The following is a 15,594-nucleotide window of genomic DNA, read 5'->3' as shown; positions in this document are numbered from 1 at the left end:
GCATCGGGCAATGCCGGGTCCTCGGAGTCAACCTGCGGCAGCCGGCTCCAGCGCCACCTGCCAAGCCGGCAGGGCAGGCAGTGTCGGCTCGGTCCAGCCGAGCTGGCGGAGGGTGATGCGCGCGGCAGCGCGGCCGTGCCGGTCACCGGCGGGGATGAATTCGGCCGGCGCCATGTTGGCCCGCACCGCCGCGGCCAGCCGGGCCTTCTCGGCTCGCAGCTCGGGCAGGCCGAAGTCGGCCAGCAGGGCCTGGAAGGCAGCATGCCGGGCAGGATCGAAGGGGCGCGGCGCCTCCACCGCGTCGCGCAGCGGATGGGCGGGGTAGAGGTCGAGGCAGGAGACCCAGCCCTCGGGCAGCGGCCGGGTCGCGCCATGCGCCCGGTGGGCCCGCAGCAGCCCGGGCAGCAGATGCGTATGCGGCCCGACCGGGGACTTCCCATCCGGTGGCGGAATAGGCTGGTACACCTCGATCCGCGCCAGCCGCGACAGGAAGACCCGGTGCGGCGAGGCGACCAGGATGGCCGCGCCGCCCGGGTTCTCGGGGTCGAACAGCGGCGTCCCGGCGCCCGCCCGCAGTGCCGCCAGCAGCACCGGATCCGCGGTGCGGACGCAGGCGCGCAGATGGGCGAAACCAACTCCCATGTCGAACAGGATATCGCCCCGGTCCTCTGGACGCAGCGCCATGGTGTCGGGCCCCAGCTCGGTCACCACCGCGGCGCCGCCGATGGCCGCCTCAGCCTCCGGAAGGCACATCCCGGCCCCCTGGCGCCAGAGCCCGGCAGCCGGGGAGGGCTCTTCCCAGGCGATCAGCCGGAACGCCGGGTGGTCGGGCCGGATGGCGATGCCGCCGCGTGGCGTGACGCGGCGGAAGCCGGCGGCGGTGTCGGCGTCCTCGCAGGCTTCGCCCGCGTCGCGGCAGAACTCGCCGATGGCACCGAGCACGCCGATGCCCCAGCCGGTCTCGGGATCTGCGAGGGCGGAGCTGAGGGCGGCGATGGGGGTCATGCGGCAAGGAGCTCCGGGCGGCACCGGAGCCTGGAGCCGACCGTGGCCGGACGTCAATCCGCCGCCGCAGCATTCCGTCGAAGCGGCCCTAGCGACGTCCGGCGGCGAAGCGCACGGCTTCCTCGGCAGCGCGGAAGAGGGCGCGGGCCTTCTGGTGGGTTTCCTCGTACTCGGCCACCGGGTCGCTGTCGGCCACCACGCCGGCGCCGGCCTGGACGTACATCACCCCATCCTTCACCAGGGCGGTGCGGAGGCCGATGCAGGTATCCATGCCGCCATCGGCGCCGAAATAGCCGAAGCCGCCGGCATAGATCCCCCGGCGGGAGGGCTCCAGCTCCTCGATGATCGCCATGGCGCGTACCTTGGGCGCCCCGGTCAGGGTGCCGGCGGGGAAGCCGCCGGCCAGCGCCTCCAGCGCCGAGAGCCCGGGCCGCAGCCGGCCCCGGACCTCGGAGCCGATGTGCATGACCTGGGAATAGCGCTCGACCTGAAACTGGCTGGTGACCTTGACGCTGCCGATCGCCGAGACCCGGCCGACGTCGTTGCGGCCGAGGTCGAGCAGCATCAGGTGCTCGGCCCGCTCCTTCGGGTCGGCCAGCAGCTCGGCCTCGAGCTCCTTGTCCTCCTCGGGCGTCGCGCCGCGGCGGCGGGTGCCGGCGAGCGGCCGGATGGTCACCTCGCCGTCGCGCAGCCGGACCAGGATCTCGGGCGAGGCGCCCACCGCGGCGAAGCCGGCGAAATCGAAGAAGAACAGGAAGGGCGCCGGGTTGATCCGCCGCAGCGCCCGATACAGCGCGAAGGGCGGCAGGGCGAAGGGCGCCGAGAAGCGCTGGCTGGGGACGATCTGGAAGCAGTCGCCGGCGCGGATGTACTCCTTCGCCGTCTCCACCGCGGCGAGGAAGCCTTCGCGGGTGAAATTGCTGGCAGGCTCAGGTGGCTTCGGCAGGCTCACCGGCGCGGCGGGCCGTGGCAGCGGCCGGTCGAGCGCCGCCTCCGCCTCGTCCAGCCGGGCCTGCGCCGCATCCCAGGCGGCCTGCGCGTCGAGGCCCGGTTGCGGCCAGACCGTCGTGAACAGGCTCAGCGCGTCGCGCACATGGTCGAATACCGCGATCAGGGTCGGCCGCATCAGCACCGCGTCGGGCACGCCCAGCACGTCCGGCTTCAGCGCCGGCAGCGTCTCCATCAGCCGGACCATGTCGTAGCCGAGGTAGCCGAACAGCCCGACGGCGATCGGCGGCAGCCCGGCCGGCAGCGTCATGCGCATTGCATCGAGCGCGGCGCGCAGGCTCGCCAGCGCATCCTCCGCCGCTGGCTCGAAGGCATGCGGCGCGGCCTGGGCGTGGCGGTTGACCTCGGCGCGGCCATCGCGGCAGCGCCAGATCAGGTCCGGCTCCATGCCCACTGCGGAATACCGCCCACGGGCGGCGCCGCCCTCGACGCTCTCGAGCAGGAAGCTGTTGGGCTTGCCTGCGGCCAGCTTGAGGAAGACCCCGACCGGCGTGTCCAGGTCCGCCACCCGCTCCCGCCACAGCACCTGACCCTGCCCGGCGGCAAGACCAGCGCTGAAGGCGGCGAAGTCGGGAAGCGGCATGGGGGTGGTTCCTTCGGTCGAGGTCAGGGTTGGGCGAGGGTATCGACGAGCCTTGCATTGATCCGGACATCGGCCCGGGCCCGCAAGGCCAGCATGAACTGCGTCTCGAGGTCCTGCGCCATGGCCTGGCTGACCTCCCCGCTCAGCCGGGTCAGGCCCGCCGGGTCGGCATCCGGGTTGGCGGCGGTGACCTCTAGCAACTGCGCGACCGCATAGCCGTCACGGGTCTGGACCATGGTCGGCTCCTTCGCCTTCAACTCGAAGAGCGGCGCCAGCAGCTCGGGCGGCACGGTCGGGTCGCGCTGCTGGTCGCGGGTGATGGCGCCGACCTCGCGGAAGCCGAGCCCGGCCTCACGGGCTGCATCGGCCAGGGCCTTGCCGCCCTTGACGGCGGCGAGCAGGCCGGCGGCCTTCTCCTCCTGCGCCCGGCGGCGAGCCTCGGCCTGGAATGCGGCCAGCACCTCGGCCTGGACGCTTTCGTAGGGGCGCAGCGCTGGCGGGACGATCTCCTTGATCTCGACCGCCACGAAGCCGGCCTCGGTCTCGGCGAGCCGCGGCGCGGTGCCGCGCTCGGCACGGAAGATCGCCTGCAGCAGAGGCGGGCGGGCGGCCTCGATCACCGGCAGGGTCACCGGCTGGCCATCCTCGCCGCGGCCGGTGGCATCGACCTTGACGCTGGCGAAGCCGAGGTTGAAGCGCTGGGCCACTTCGGCCAGCGTGGCGCCTCCGGCCAGCGCATCCTCGACCCGGTTGGCCCGCTCGAATGCAAGATCGGCGGCTTTCTCCTGCTTGAGGTCCTCCAGCAGCTGGTCGCGCACCTCGGCGAGGCTGCGGGTCGAGCCGGCCTCGATCTTCTCGATCTTCACGACATGCCAGCCGAAGTCGCTTCGGACGGGGGCCGTGATGCCGCCCTCGGGCTGGGCAAAGGCGGCCTCCGCCAGGTCCGGCACAGGCAGGCCACCGCGGTCGAGGCTGCCGAGCTCGATGGCCTGGCCACCGGCGGCCTCGGCCTGGGCATTGATCGCGGCGAAATCGGCGCCCGCGGCCCAGGCGGCAGCGATGGCCTTGGCCTTCCCCTCGTCCTGGACCAGCACCTGCGCCAGGGTGCGCTTCTCCGGCGTCTCGAACTGGCTGTGCCGGGCCTCATAGGCGGCGGCAAGCTCGGCATCGGAGATCTCGACCTCGCGGCTGATCAGCTGGGCGGTCAGGACCGCCACGGCGGCGTCGCGGTACTCCGGACTGGAGAAGCGTTCCGGGTTGTTCTCGTGGTAGCGGCGGAGCTGCGCCTCCTCCGGCGCTGGCGGTTCCGCCGCCGCGGCCAGCGGCAGGGCGACCAGCGTGGCGCTGCGCTGCTCAAGCTGCCACTGCAGCAGCGGCCGGGCCAAGGCCGCCGGCGCGGCGGCACCGGAACGGACCGCGAGCGAGACCTGCTGCCGCGCCAGGTCGGACCGCACCAGGGCCAGGAATGCCGGCTCGGTCAGATCGTTGGAGCGGAGGAAATTCTCGAAGACCGCGCGGGAGAACTGCCCGTCCATGCCGCGGAAGCCCTGAATCGAAAAGATGAAATCGCGCACCGAGGCATCCGGCACCGCGATCCCGAGGCGGTTCGCCTCGGCGCGCAGCACCCGGTCCAGGACCAGCTGTTCCATCGCCTGGTTGGCGACGGCGCGGCGGATGCGGGGGTCGTTCTCGAAGGCGGCGCCGACCTGGCGGGCCAGGCGCTGCATTTCGCGGCGGATGGCCGCCTGGGCTTCCTCCAGCTCGATCGGATCGCCGCCGACCCGGGCGACGGCGTTGTCCCGGCCGAAGTTGCGCACGGTGTCGCCGATGCCCCAGAACGCGAAGGAGGCGATCAGCACGATGAAGAGCAGCTTGGCGACCCAGGTCGAGGCGAGACGGCGGAGTGCGGTGAGCATCTTGATCCGTGCGGCGTTTGTGCCCGGTCCATAGCCGAGCCGGGCCCCGTTGCCAAACGAGGCTGCGCCGGATACCGGACTGCCGGCCCATGCAGCCAGCCAGGAAGGATTTTGCCATGACCCCCGGAGTGCGCCCGCTGATCGCCGGCAACTGGAAGATGCACGGAAGCCTCAGCGAGGCCGCGGCGCTCGCTGGCGCCATCAAGGCCGGTTTGGCCGAGGCCGGTGCGGCCGAGCTGCTGGTCTGCCCTCCGTTTCCCTATGTTCAGCCGGTGATCGCCGCCCTGGCCGGGGCCGCCATCGCGGTCGGCGGCCAGGACTGCCATGCGGCGGCCAAGGGCGCCCATACCGGGGACGTGGCGGCGGCGATGCTGCGCGACATCGGCGCGACGCATGTGATCCTCGGTCATTCCGAGCGCCGGGCAAACCATGGCGAGACCGACGCCGTGGTGCGGGCCAAGGCCGAGGCGGCGCTGGCGGCGGGGCTCACCCCGGTGGTCTGCGTCGGCGAGAGCGAGGCGCAGCGGCTGGCGGGCGAGGCGGAGCCGGTGGTGACCGGCCAGCTCGACGGCAGCCTGCCGGAGGGCTTCGCCGCCGCCGGCGGCGTGGTGGCTTACGAGCCCGTCTGGGCGATCGGCACCGGGCGAACCCCGACCGAGGCGGAGATCGCCGCCATCCACCAGGCGATCCGCGGCAAGCTCCTGGCCCGCTTCGGTGCGGCCGGGGGTGGGCTGCGCATTCTCTACGGCGGGTCGATGAAGCCCTCGAACGCCGCCGCCATCCTGGCGCTGGCCAATGTCGACGGCGGGCTGGTCGGCGGCGCGAGCCTCGTCGCGGCGGATTTCCTGGCCATCGCCGCGGGGGCTGCCGCCGGCGCGTGAGCCCGCTGCTCATCGGCTCCGAGATTTACCGGCGGTCCAGCTACGGGCCGAAGCACCCGCTGGCCATCCCGCGGGTTTCGACCGCGCTGGACCTGATCGAGGCGATGGGCTGGCTGCCGCCCGGGGGCTGGATCGAGGCGCCCAGGGCCAGTCCGGAGGCGCTCGCCCGTTTCCATGCGCCAGAATACGTCGCCGCGCTGCAGCGGGCCGAGGCGGCGCAGCAGGCCGACCCCGAGGACCGCGCCCGCTTCCACATCGGCGCCCATGGCAACCCGGTGTACCGCGAGGTGTTCTCCCGCCCCGCGACCAGCGCCGGCGGCTGCATGCTGGCGGCGCGGCTGACGGCGGACGGCGGCGTGGTCTTCTGCCCCGGCGGCGGCACCCATCACGGCAGGCCGGATCGGGCCAGCGGCTTCTGCTATCTGAACGACCCGGTGCTCGGCCTGCTGACCTGGCTGGACCAGGGGCTGGGCAACATCCTGTACGTCGACATCGATGCCCATCACGGCGACGGCGTGCAGGATGCCTTCCACTACGACCGGCGGGTCTACACCGTCTCGGTGCACGAGGCCGGGCGATGGCCCTTCACCGGGGGCAGCGACGACCGGGCAGGCGGTCAGGCGCGCAACCTGCCGATGCCGGCCGGCTTCAACGACAGCGAGATGCTCTGGGTGCTGCACCAGGCCATCCTGCCGATCGCCCGGGCGCTGCGGCCGCAGGCGATCATGCTGCAATGCGGCGCCGATGCGCTGGAGGAGGATCCGCTCTCCCGCTTGGCGCTGTCCAACAACGCGCACTGGGGGGTGGTGCGGGCGCTGATGGGGCTGGCGCCGCGCCTCGTCGTGCTGGGAGGCGGTGGCTACAACCCCTGGTCGGTCGGCCGCTGCTGGGCCGGGGTCTGGGCCACCCTCAACGGCATCGCAGTGCCGGAGCGGACGACGCCGGCGGCGGAGGCGGTGTTGCGGGGCTTGAGCTTCCATCGCGCCGCCGGGCGGGCGCCGCCCGAGCATTGGTTCACCACCATGCGCGATGCACCGCGGCCCGGGGTGGTGCGGGCCGCGGTGCAGCGGGTGGTTGCAGCGGCGGTGAGGGGCTGAAGGATCAGTCCGGCATCGCGACGGTCACCCGGTGTCGAGGCCTGGGCCATGGCGCGGCTGACGATGGCATTGAGCCCGCCGGCGCAGAGCCGACGACATGGTCCGCAGGCTGAAGGCGACCGCGGGGCGTACCAGGGCGGCCATCGCGCCGGGAAGGGCGCGGCGGGAGGCTTCGGACGTGCGGTGCCCCTGTTGACGGGACCGGCGTTCGCCTTGCGCTAAGGCCGGCAAGGCGGATCGCCGCTCAAAGCAGCGGAAGGTCGAGGATGGCCTTGGCGAATTCCGCCGGGGCCTCCTGCGGAATGTTGTGACCGACAAGCGGAATCACCCGGCGCTCATAGGAGCCGGTGAAGTGGCGGGCGTGGCCGGCGGAGGATTGCACGGGGCCGACGCCGTCGCCGGCGCCATGCAGGCAGATGGTCGGGACCGGGATGGCGGGCTTCGCCGCCAGCGCCGCCTCGATGGGCTCCAGCGCCGGGTCGCCGGAGGCGTAGCCGAAGCGGTGGCGGTAGGACTGGATGACGGTTGCGACGTAATCGGGGTTGTCGAAGGCGCCGGCGCTGGCCTGGAACGTCGCTTCGTCAAAGGCCCAGTTGGGCGACCAGAGGCGCCAGAGCAGCCGGGCAATGCCCTGGCGGTCGGCTTCCAGCCCGGCCCGCCCGCGCTCGGTGTGGAAATAGTACTGGTACCACCAGCGGTGCTCCTGCTCGGGCGGGGCGGGGCGGGCGGCAGCGGCGATGTCCTGGATGTTGTACCCGGTGCAGGTGACCAGGCCGGCCGCGCGCTCGGGCCACAGCGCGGCCAGGATGCAGGCGGCGCGGCCGCCCCAATCATAGCCGGCGACCACGGCGCGGGGGATGGCGAGCGCATCCAGCAGGTCCAGCAGGTCCTTGCCCAGGGCGGCCTGCTGGCCGGAGCGCAGGGTGGCGGGGTCGCGGTAGCGGGTCGGGCCATGGCCGCGCAGCCAAGGGATGATGCAGCGCCGGCCGGCATCGACCAGCGGCGGCACCACCGCATCATACCCCTGGGGGCCATAGGGGAAGCCGTGCAGCAGCACCACCGCCGGGCCATCCTCGGGGCCGTGCTGCGTATAGGCGATGTCAAGGACTGGGGTCTGGACGCTGTGGATCATCCGCCGAGTATGGCCGGGCGGGGCAGGCGGTGCCATGCTGGCTTCATGCTCCGCCGCTCAGTGCTCGGCCTCGCCGGGCTGCTCCTCGCCGCGCCACCGCTCGCCGATCGGGCGATGGCGCAGACCGAACCCCAGCCCCGCCTGCCGGAGGAGCCGCTGGCCTTCATCACCCGGGATGGCCGCCGGCACGAGTTCAAGGTCGAGATGGCCCTCGCGCCGGAGCAGCAGATGGTCGGGCTGATGTTCCGCCCGAGCGTCGGCGCCGCCGAGGGCATGCTCTTCGACTGGGGCGTGCCCCGCGAATCCAGCATGTGGATGCGCAACACCATCACCTCGCTCGACATGATCTTCATCACCGCGGATGGCCACATCCACCGCATCGCCGAGCGCACCGTGCCCTATTCCCTGGCGGCCATCGACAGCCGCGGCCCGGTGCGGGCGACCCTGGAACTGGCGGCAGGCACGGCGGAGCGGCTCGGCCTCAGGGTCGGCGACCGGGTGATCCAGCGGATCTTCGGCACCGCGCCCTGACGGTCCAGGTCGATCGCTACAGCCGCCGCGGCGGCAGGACACGGCCGGCGAGCGGGATCGGCATGGCCCGATAGGCCTCCAGGCCACGGCCGCTGCCGGGGTTGGCATTGGCCAGCACGGTGACGCGTTCGGCCCCGTTCGAGAGCATGAAGCCGCCCCCTGCCTGGCTCGGCGCGGCCAGGCTGGGCCGGGCCGGGCCAGGCAGGCTGGCGATTGGCGGCGTTGCCGGCAAATCCCGCTCCAGCGCCCAGGCGGCGGCGACCCGGGCACGGTAGGGGGAGGCGTATGCGGGCGTCTGGGAGTGATAGGCGCCGGCCGCGCCCATCCAGTCGTTGCGGCCGAGCTGCAACTCATTGAGGAAGCGGGCGGCGTAGCGGGCATTGGCCAATGGATCGAAGGCCTCTTCCAGGCTGGCGAAGGCCTGTGGGTGATGCCGTAGGTTCACCTGCAGGCAGCCGATGTCGATCGAGCGAACCCCCTGGGCCTGCAGCGCCCGCACCGCGGCAATTGCTGCCGGCTTGTCCGGGTAGAAGCTGCCGCGACCCTCGGCATTGATGGTCCAGGGCCAGGGCTGCACGGCGCCGCTGACAGGGTCCCGCCGGCCGGACTCGACCCGGGCGATGGCAGCGAGGAGACGGGGCGGCAGGCCGGCCTCGCGCTCCGCCGTCGCCAGTGCGGCCTGGCACAGGCGCCCGGCGTCGGCGCCTGGCGGTGGATCGGCCAAGGCTGGCGAGGCGAGGCCTGCGGCAAGGAACACGGCCCGGATGGGAAGACGGGCGCCGGCACGGGGCGGCAGTGGCCGCGGGGTGGGACAGCGGGGCATCATGGGATCCAGCACCCGCCGGATGCGGGCGCCGGTGCTGCAGCAACCGGCATGCCAGCGCCCGGGCAGCGCTGGCCATGGTTCAGGCGGTGGCCAGCACCTCGCTGCGCCGGGTCCAGCCGCGCGGCACCGGGTCGATGGCCGCTTCGGGCCGTCGGTCGCGCCGGGCGGATTCGATGGTCGCCGGGCTCGGCTCGAAGGCGACATAGCCCCGGCCCCAGACCGTGCGGATCATCTCGGCCGCGCCGCATTCGGCCAGCTTGCGCCGCAGCTTGCAGACGAAGACGTCGACGATCTTGGAATCCGGCGCAGTCCCGTCGGCGTAGAGGTTGGTCATGAAGCGCTCCTTCGTGAGAAGGACGCCCTTGTGCAGCATCAGGGTCTCGAGGAAATCGAATTCCCGGGCGGTCAGGGGGACGCGGCGGCCGTCGACCGAGGCGGCATGCTGGGCCTGATCGAGCACGACATTGCCGCAGAGCAGCCGCGCACAGGAATGACCGCGGGCGCGCCGGGCCAAGGCCTGCAGCCGGGCCAGCAGGACGCGCAGGTGGATGGGATTGTGCAGCACGTCGTCGGCGCCGGCGTGCAGCAGGGCCTCTTCCTCCGCCGGCAGCGGGCTGCGACCGCAAAGGATCGCAACCGGCACGGCAAGGCCACGGCGCCGCAGATCGCAGACTGCGGCCTGCGCCTCCCCCGTCGGACCATCGAGCCGGAGCAGCAGCGCGTCGTAGGGGCCGCTAAGCGCAAGGACCGAAGCCAGATCGTCCAGCTGATCGATTTCGTCGCAACGGATGCCGAGATCGGCAAGCCCGGCCACGAGCGTCGTGGTGCTGGTCGAGAGGGAGGCGAGGAGGATATGCATGCGCTGCTCCGCCGATGGGCTATGATCACGAGGAGGGGAACCACCTGTCCTCACAGGATAGTGTTAAGGATAAAGAATACAATCTAATTCGCGTTATGGGTGCATACGTAACCAGCGCTGTGGCCCCGGCGAAACACCCAAGACAGAGGCGCCCTGGAGGCGGCGGGGCAAGGAGCGCTTGACGCAGGCCTGGGCCAGCCCTTCTAGGTTCGAAGGAGGCCAGACATGCTGATCCGTATTCGCCGCGGCTGGGAAATCCCGGACCGCGAGGTCACCCCAGAGGCGCTGGTGTTCAACCGCCGTGCCTTGCTGCAAGCGGGCGGTGCAGCCGGCATCGCGCTGTCGGGTCTTGCTTTGCCCAGCCACGGACAGGCCCAGACGGCCGCCACGCCGGAGTTTCCGACCCCGGCTCGCAACCCACGGTACCAACCCGAGCGTGGCCTCACCGCCGAGCGGGAGGCGACCACCTACAACAACTTCTACGAGTTCGGCACCGACAAGGGGATCTACCGGGCTGCCCAGAAGCTGCCGCTGCGGCCCTGGACGGTGAAGGTGGATGGGCTGGTCGATACCCCCCGAGAGTTCTCGGTGGACGAACTGATCCGCAGCATGCCGATGGAGGAGCGCGCCTATCGCCTGCGCTGCGTCGAGGCATGGTCGATGGTGGTGCCCTGGACCGGGTTCCCGCTGTCGGCGCTGCTCGCCCAGGTCGGGGTGAAGTCCGGTGCGAAATACGTCCGTTTCGAGACCGCGGCAATGCCGGCGGTCATGCCGGGGCTCCGGCAGAGCTGGTACCCTTGGCCTTATATCGAGGGTTGCACCGTGGCGGAGGCAGGCAACGACCTTTCCTTCGTGGTGCTTGGTGCCTATGGCAAGCCGTTGCTGCCGCAGAATGGCGCGCCGATCCGCTTCCACCAGCCTTGGAAATACGGCTTCAAGGCCGGCAAGTCGCTGGTCAGGATCAGCCTCGTTGCCGAACGGCCGAAGACCTTCTGGGAGGCGATCCAAGCACAGGAATACGGCTTCTGGGGCAACATCAACCCTGAGGTCCCGCATCCCCGCTGGAGCCAGGCGAGCGAGCGGATCCTCGGAACCGGGGAAAGGGTGCCGACCAAGCTGTTCAACGGCTACGGCGAGTTCGTCAGCGACCTCTATACCGGCCTGCAGAGCGAAAGGCTGTGGGCCTAAAGCTGAGCCGCTGATCCCCTTGGTGTCCGGCCAGGGGGCAGCGCCGCGGCCCTTCCTGGCGGCATTCCCCTGGCTGGACCACGCAGGCCAGGGGCCGGCCCGGGACTCAGTCGAGCCGGGCGCCGGAGATTTCCACCAGCCGCTGCCAACGCGGCGTCTCGGCCTGGATACGCGCCGTCAGCGCCGCCGGCGTCTCGCTGGTGATGACCTGGTAGCCCAGCGGCCGCAGCCGCTCGACGAAGGCGGGCTCGGCCGCCACCGCCCGCACCGCCTCGGCCAGGCGGGCGATGACCGGCGCAGGCGTGCCGGTAGTGGTCATCACCGCATTCCAGCTCTGGATATCGAGGTCGCCGAGGCCGAGCGGGGCCAGGTCGGCCATGCCGGGGACCTCCGGCAGAACCGCCAGCCGCCGGGCGCTGCTCACCGCCAGGGGCCTGACCTTGCCGCTTTCCACATGCGGCATCAGCGCTGGCATCACGTCGAACATCATGTCGATCGTCCCCGCCAGCAGGTCGTTGATGGCCGGGCCGCCGCCGCGATAGGGCACATGGGTGATTCGCGCGCCGGTCGCCTGGTTCACCGCGGCGATGGTCAGGTGGCTGGTGGTGCCGGTGCCGGAGGAGCCCATCCGCACCTCCTCCGGATGCGCCCTGGCCCAGGCGATGAGGCTGGCGAAATCGCTCCAGCCGCGCTTCGCCGCCGTCTCGGCATTGACCACGCAGAGCACCGCGCCGGTGGTGATCATCGAGACGGGGGCCAGGTCCCGCTGCGGGTCATAGGCCATGGATCGGTAGAGCGCGGTCGCGGCGCAGAGCGTGGTGGCGCTGATCAGCCCGATGCTGCTGCCATCCGGGGCCGCCTTGGCCAGCGCATCGGCACCGATGTTGCCGCCGGCGCCGCCCCGGTTCTCGACGATGACCGTCTGCCCGAGCGCCGGGCCAAGCCGCTCGGCCAGCAACCGCCCCAGGATGTCGACGGCGCCGCCAGGCGGGAACGGGACGATCAGCCGCAGCGCCCGGCCGCCGGCGATTGGCTGCGCCGACACGCGCAGCGGAACGATCAGCGACGCGGCCCCAGCGAGCAGGAAATCACGACGTCCCGGCATGGGTTGGTCTCCTTTTCCGGAAAGCCTACAGCCGGCGGCGCGCTTCGGCGATGACCCGCAGCACGTCTGGCGTCAGGTCGTAGCTGGGCAGCTCCTCGGGCAGCACCCAGGCGACGGCGGCGACGTCGTCGCCGGGGCGGGCCTCGCCGCTCGCCCAGCGGGCGCAGTAATCGACGATGGTATAATGGTAGAGGACACCACCGGCCACATCGGTGGTGATGGCATCGACAACGGCCGCCAGCTCCAGCGGGCCGACCTCGATGCCGGTCTCCTCCAGCAGCTCGCGCCGAGCGGCGGCCTCGGCCCGCTCGCCCAGGTGCTGGGCGCCGCCGGGCAGGGACCAGCTGCCGATACGCGGCGCCTTGCCGCGACGGGCCAGCAGCACCCGTTCGCCGTCGAAGACGATCATGCCGATGCCGACCCAGGGCCGGTCCGGAAACTCCCGTCCGGTCACCGTGCCGGGGCCGTCTCGGGAGCGGCCTCACGTTCCAGCAATTCCTGCAGCCGCGGGGTGAAAGCTTTCTCCTTCCAAACCCCGAGTTGATAAGCCCAGCCAGTCCAGCGGGCGTTCAACGCGGCGGCATCAGGGCCATCCTCGGCGCGCAGCCGGATCCACAATGTCTCCGCCTCGCGGCTCGGCCAGACCGTCACCGCCATGCCCTCGGTCAGCTCGAAGCGAGCCTCGCCAAGGGCGGTGCCCTGTACCGCGCCTTCGGGCTTCACATCGAGGAAGGTCAGGTACTCGAAGCTGCGGGCCACCTCGTCCAGCGCCACCTCGTCCAAGGGGGGCGGGTCGGCCGGGATTGTTACACGCAGCTTGTCCTCCGGCCCTTCGCCGCGGCCCAGCACCAGCTCCGGCTCCCCCAGGCGCCTGACCACCACGCGGCGGATCCGGTCCTGGGGGAAGTTTGCGATATCCCGGTCGACCCAGAGCTGCGGGTCGGCATCCACCGCCAGCCGCCCCTCGGCCAGCCAGGCCTGGGCCTCCGCCGGCCGGCGCACGTAGATGGTCTCGGGCACATTGCCCTGCGTGCGGACGCGGCGGCGGCCGACCACCAGCTCGGCGATCGGCTGATCCTGCGGGCCAAGGATGCGCAGCAGCACCGCGGTGCTGCCCGGCCGCGCCGGGTCGTCGACGCCAAGGCGGTCGAGCTGGGCGCGGTCAGCGGTGCGGGCTTCGACCAGCCGCAGCTCGGTCAGGCCCACCAGCATCTCGCGCAGCTTCTCGGGGCGGACCGGATAATTGCCGCGGTCCGGCAGCACCCAGGCCTCGCCCTGGCGCAGCAGCACCAGGGTCGCATCGGACTTGCGGACCTCGATCCTGGTCGCGTCCCGCAGCTTCGGGGCCAGGCCCTCGAAGGCGAGGGTCCCGGGGGAGGTGTCCCGCTGGCGCAGGCCATCGGGCGTGAGCACCAGGGCGGCACCGACCGAGACGACGGCCGCGGTGCCCAGCAGCAGCAGGGTCCGGCGTTCCATGCGGCGGCCCCCCTCAGGCCCGCGCCGCGGCGCGGCGGCGGGTGCGGACCACGGCGAGGCCCACGGCGAAGGCGGTCAACAGCGCCGGGACCAGGGCGATGTTGAACACCCGCAGCACCGTCTCCAGTCGCTCGATTTCCTGTCGCAGTTCGAGTTGCACGGCGCGCAGCTGACGGCGGGTCCGGATGATCTCCTCCCGGGCCGCGTCGATTTCCGCGCGCTGCTCGGGCGTTATCACCGACTGGTTCTGGTTGCGTTCGCCGGTGGGGCCCGTGGGCGTGCCCTGGCGAAGGTCGCGCAGGCGGCGCTCGGTCTCCTCGAGCTTCTGCGTCAGCTGCCGCTCGGTCTGGCGATACTGGGCATCGGCGTTGCGGCGGATGTCCTCGACCAGATCGAAGGGCCTGAGGCTCTCGCCGCGCGACCGCAGCGAGATCAGCGCATCCGAACCGCCGAGGGTATCGACCAAATTCGTCACCAGCGCCCCATTGCCGCTGATCGGCGTCGCCACCTGCTGGCCGAAGAAGTCCTGCACCCGCACCCAGAAGCGGTCCTCGAGGATATCGGTGTCGTTGACGAGGACGATGTTCGCCGCACCCTCGGTCCGGGCGAGGTGGGCGGGGAAGTCGGCCGGGCGTTCCTGGCCCTCCGACACGGCGGGTGGGCCATCGGGGAAGGCGGTCGGCAGCTGGCCGCGCAGCCGGGCGGCGATGACGTGGCGGGTGTTGTCGGCGTGGAAATCCGCCAGCAGCCGGGTCGGGCTCGGGTCCTGCCGGACCCGGGCGGCATCCACCACCATCGACTGCGGCGAGGTGGTCAGCAGCGGGGTGAACTCCACCGTGCTCCCCTCCTTCTTCCGCAGTTCGCCGGCCGAGGCGACGGTTATCTGCTCGAGCTGGGCGAGCGCCACGTCGGCGCGGTTCAGGCTATCGGCCTGCAGGTTGTACCAGGCGACGTAGTCCACCGCCTGGACCCGGTCCTGCGGCCCGGCCCGGACCCGCCAGGCGCCGCGGAGGTCGAGCACCACCTTGTCGGAGGGCGCCTCGACGCCCCAGGCGTTCAGCAGGCGCTCCAGCGAGGAGGCGGTCTCGGCCGGCGGCTGGCCAGTGGGGCCGGGGCGGCTGGCCTGGCTCTCGGAATGGGGATCGGTCAGGACCATCAGCTTGCCGCCGCGCATGACGAATTGGTCGATGGCGTATTGCGCGGCCTCGCTGAGGCCCTGCGGGTGGGCGACGACCAGGACCTGGACGTCGGCCTCGATCACCTGGGCATCGAGCGGGACGTCCTTCACGGTGAAGAACTGGCGGAGTTGGTTCATCACCACCGCCGGCTGGCCGAGCTGTGGCTGGCGCATCATCATCGCCCGCGGGTCGCCGTTCAGCGGCAGGGCGGTCATCACCCCGATGGTCGGGCGGCGCGGGTTCGAGAGGTCGTAGACCAGCCGCGTCAGATCGTATTCGAGAAAGCGCTCGCGGTCGGGCTGGAAGAAGGCGACGGTCTTCTCGTCGTCCACCAGGTTGGTGCCGGCGAGGCCGAAATAGACCTGCTCGCCGGACTGGTCGACCGGGACGCCCTGCAGCCCGTAGGCCATGGCGCGATCCTCGGTCTCCGAGAAGGGCTCGGGGTCGAAGACCTCGAGCTTCACCTTGCCGTTCGAGAGCGAGACGTATTCCGCCAGCATCTCCCGCACCCGGTCGGCATAGGCGCCATACATCGGGATCTCGGCGCCGAGGCGCTTCGAGTAGAACAGCCGCAGGGTGACCGGGTCGGTCAGGCCGCCGAGGACCTGCCGCGTGCCGTCCGAGAGGGTGTAGAGCCGCTGGCTGGTGAGGTCGATCCGGGCGCGGGTCAGCACCCGGTCGGCGACCATGTTGATACCGATGGCCAGCACGGCAGCGGCGAGCAGGCCGAGCGCCGAGGTGCCGAGGCGGCGGCTGCGCGCGCGCGGCGGCGGCGGGGCCGGTTGGAACAGGGGTGCGGTGTCGCTCAT

General features: G+C 71.8%; 14 protein-coding genes. 4 read left to right on the top strand and 10 right to left on the bottom strand.

Annotated features, from left to right (window positions below):
• Positions 1-27: 27 nt before the first annotated feature.
• From QWZ14_RS13660 to QWZ14_RS13650, 3 genes are all read right to left on the bottom strand, one after another.
• Entirely contained in the window at positions 28-1,005 is a 978-nt protein-coding gene (locus tag QWZ14_RS13660; RefSeq protein WP_290317241.1) for a DUF6925 family protein, read from the bottom strand.
• An 88-nt stretch (positions 1,006-1,093) separates the two neighbouring features.
• Positions 1,094-2,596, bottom strand: a complete 1,503-nt coding sequence (gene trpE, locus QWZ14_RS13655; protein ID WP_290317239.1) for an anthranilate synthase component I — start codon at positions 2,594-2,596, stop codon at positions 1,094-1,096.
• 23 nt (positions 2,597-2,619) lie between these two features.
• Positions 2,620-4,512 (bottom strand): peptidylprolyl isomerase, encoded by a 1,893-nt coding sequence (locus QWZ14_RS13650; RefSeq protein WP_290317238.1) that lies wholly within the window; start codon positions 4,510-4,512, stop codon positions 2,620-2,622.
• A gap of 128 nt (positions 4,513-4,640) precedes the next feature.
• On the opposite strand from QWZ14_RS13650, the gene tpiA reads away from it, so the two are divergent.
• Positions 4,641-5,393: a triose-phosphate isomerase gene (gene tpiA, locus QWZ14_RS13645; RefSeq protein ID WP_290317346.1), complete on the top strand. Its 753-nt coding sequence runs from the start codon at positions 4,641-4,643 to the stop codon at positions 5,391-5,393.
• Positions 5,390-6,490: an acetoin utilization protein AcuC gene (locus QWZ14_RS13640; RefSeq protein WP_290317237.1), complete on the top strand. Its 1,101-nt coding sequence runs from the start codon at positions 5,390-5,392 to the stop codon at positions 6,488-6,490. Before tpiA ends, QWZ14_RS13640 begins: the two co-directional genes overlap by 4 nt.
• A gap of 244 nt (positions 6,491-6,734) precedes the next feature.
• Here QWZ14_RS13640 and QWZ14_RS13635 read toward each other — a convergent pair whose 3' ends face one another.
• Positions 6,735-7,658, bottom strand: a complete 924-nt coding sequence (locus QWZ14_RS13635; RefSeq protein WP_290317235.1) for an alpha/beta fold hydrolase — start codon at positions 7,656-7,658, stop codon at positions 6,735-6,737.
• Positions 7,659-7,667: 9 nt separating this feature from the next.
• On the opposite strand from QWZ14_RS13635, the gene QWZ14_RS13630 reads away from it, so the two are divergent.
• Positions 7,668-8,153: a DUF192 domain-containing protein gene (locus tag QWZ14_RS13630; RefSeq protein WP_290317234.1), complete on the top strand. Its 486-nt coding sequence runs from the start codon at positions 7,668-7,670 to the stop codon at positions 8,151-8,153.
• Positions 8,154-8,169: 16 nt separating this feature from the next.
• Here QWZ14_RS13630 and QWZ14_RS13625 read toward each other — a convergent pair whose 3' ends face one another.
• Both QWZ14_RS13625 and QWZ14_RS13620 read right to left on the bottom strand, forming a co-directional pair.
• A complete protein-coding gene (locus QWZ14_RS13625) occupies positions 8,170-8,976 on the bottom strand; it encodes a lytic transglycosylase domain-containing protein (RefSeq protein WP_290317233.1) in 807 nt (268 codons plus the stop codon).
• Positions 8,977-9,058: 82 nt separating this feature from the next.
• Positions 9,059-9,838, bottom strand: coding sequence for a response regulator transcription factor (locus tag QWZ14_RS13620; RefSeq protein ID WP_290317232.1), 780 nt, complete (start codon positions 9,836-9,838; stop codon positions 9,059-9,061).
• 225 nt (positions 9,839-10,063) lie between these two features.
• Here QWZ14_RS13620 and msrP point away from each other — a divergent pair, with 225 nt between their 5' ends.
• Complete coding sequence (gene msrP / locus QWZ14_RS13615; RefSeq protein WP_290317231.1) at positions 10,064-11,026, top strand: protein-methionine-sulfoxide reductase catalytic subunit MsrP; 963 nt, start codon at positions 10,064-10,066, stop codon at positions 11,024-11,026.
• Positions 11,027-11,132: 106 nt separating this feature from the next.
• Here msrP and QWZ14_RS13610 read toward each other — a convergent pair whose 3' ends face one another.
• From QWZ14_RS13610 to QWZ14_RS13595, 4 genes are read right to left on the bottom strand one after another with little or no spacing between them, the layout of a single operon-like run.
• Positions 11,133-12,131 carry a Bug family tripartite tricarboxylate transporter substrate binding protein gene (locus QWZ14_RS13610; RefSeq protein WP_290317230.1) on the bottom strand — a complete coding sequence of 333 codons (999 nt, stop codon included), beginning with the start codon at positions 12,129-12,131 and terminating at the stop codon, positions 11,133-11,135.
• A 25-nt stretch (positions 12,132-12,156) separates the two neighbouring features.
• Positions 12,157-12,585, bottom strand: coding sequence for an NUDIX hydrolase (locus QWZ14_RS13605; protein ID WP_290317229.1), 429 nt, complete (start codon positions 12,583-12,585; stop codon positions 12,157-12,159).
• Positions 12,582-13,607, bottom strand: a complete 1,026-nt coding sequence (locus QWZ14_RS13600; protein WP_290317228.1) for a DUF4340 domain-containing protein — start codon at positions 13,605-13,607, stop codon at positions 12,582-12,584. Before QWZ14_RS13600 ends, QWZ14_RS13605 begins: the two co-directional genes overlap by 4 nt.
• A 13-nt stretch (positions 13,608-13,620) precedes the next feature.
• The gene (locus QWZ14_RS13595; RefSeq protein WP_290317227.1) at positions 13,621-15,594 is read right to left on the bottom strand and encodes a GldG family protein; all 1,974 of its coding nucleotides are present in this window, start codon (positions 15,592-15,594) and stop codon (positions 13,621-13,623) included.

It is taken from the genome of Paeniroseomonas aquatica, from assembly GCF_030409335.1.
Taxonomy (GTDB): Bacteria; Pseudomonadota; Alphaproteobacteria; order Acetobacterales; family Acetobacteraceae; genus Belnapia; species Belnapia aquatica.
This window is presented reverse-complemented; position numbering and strand designations above follow the sequence as displayed.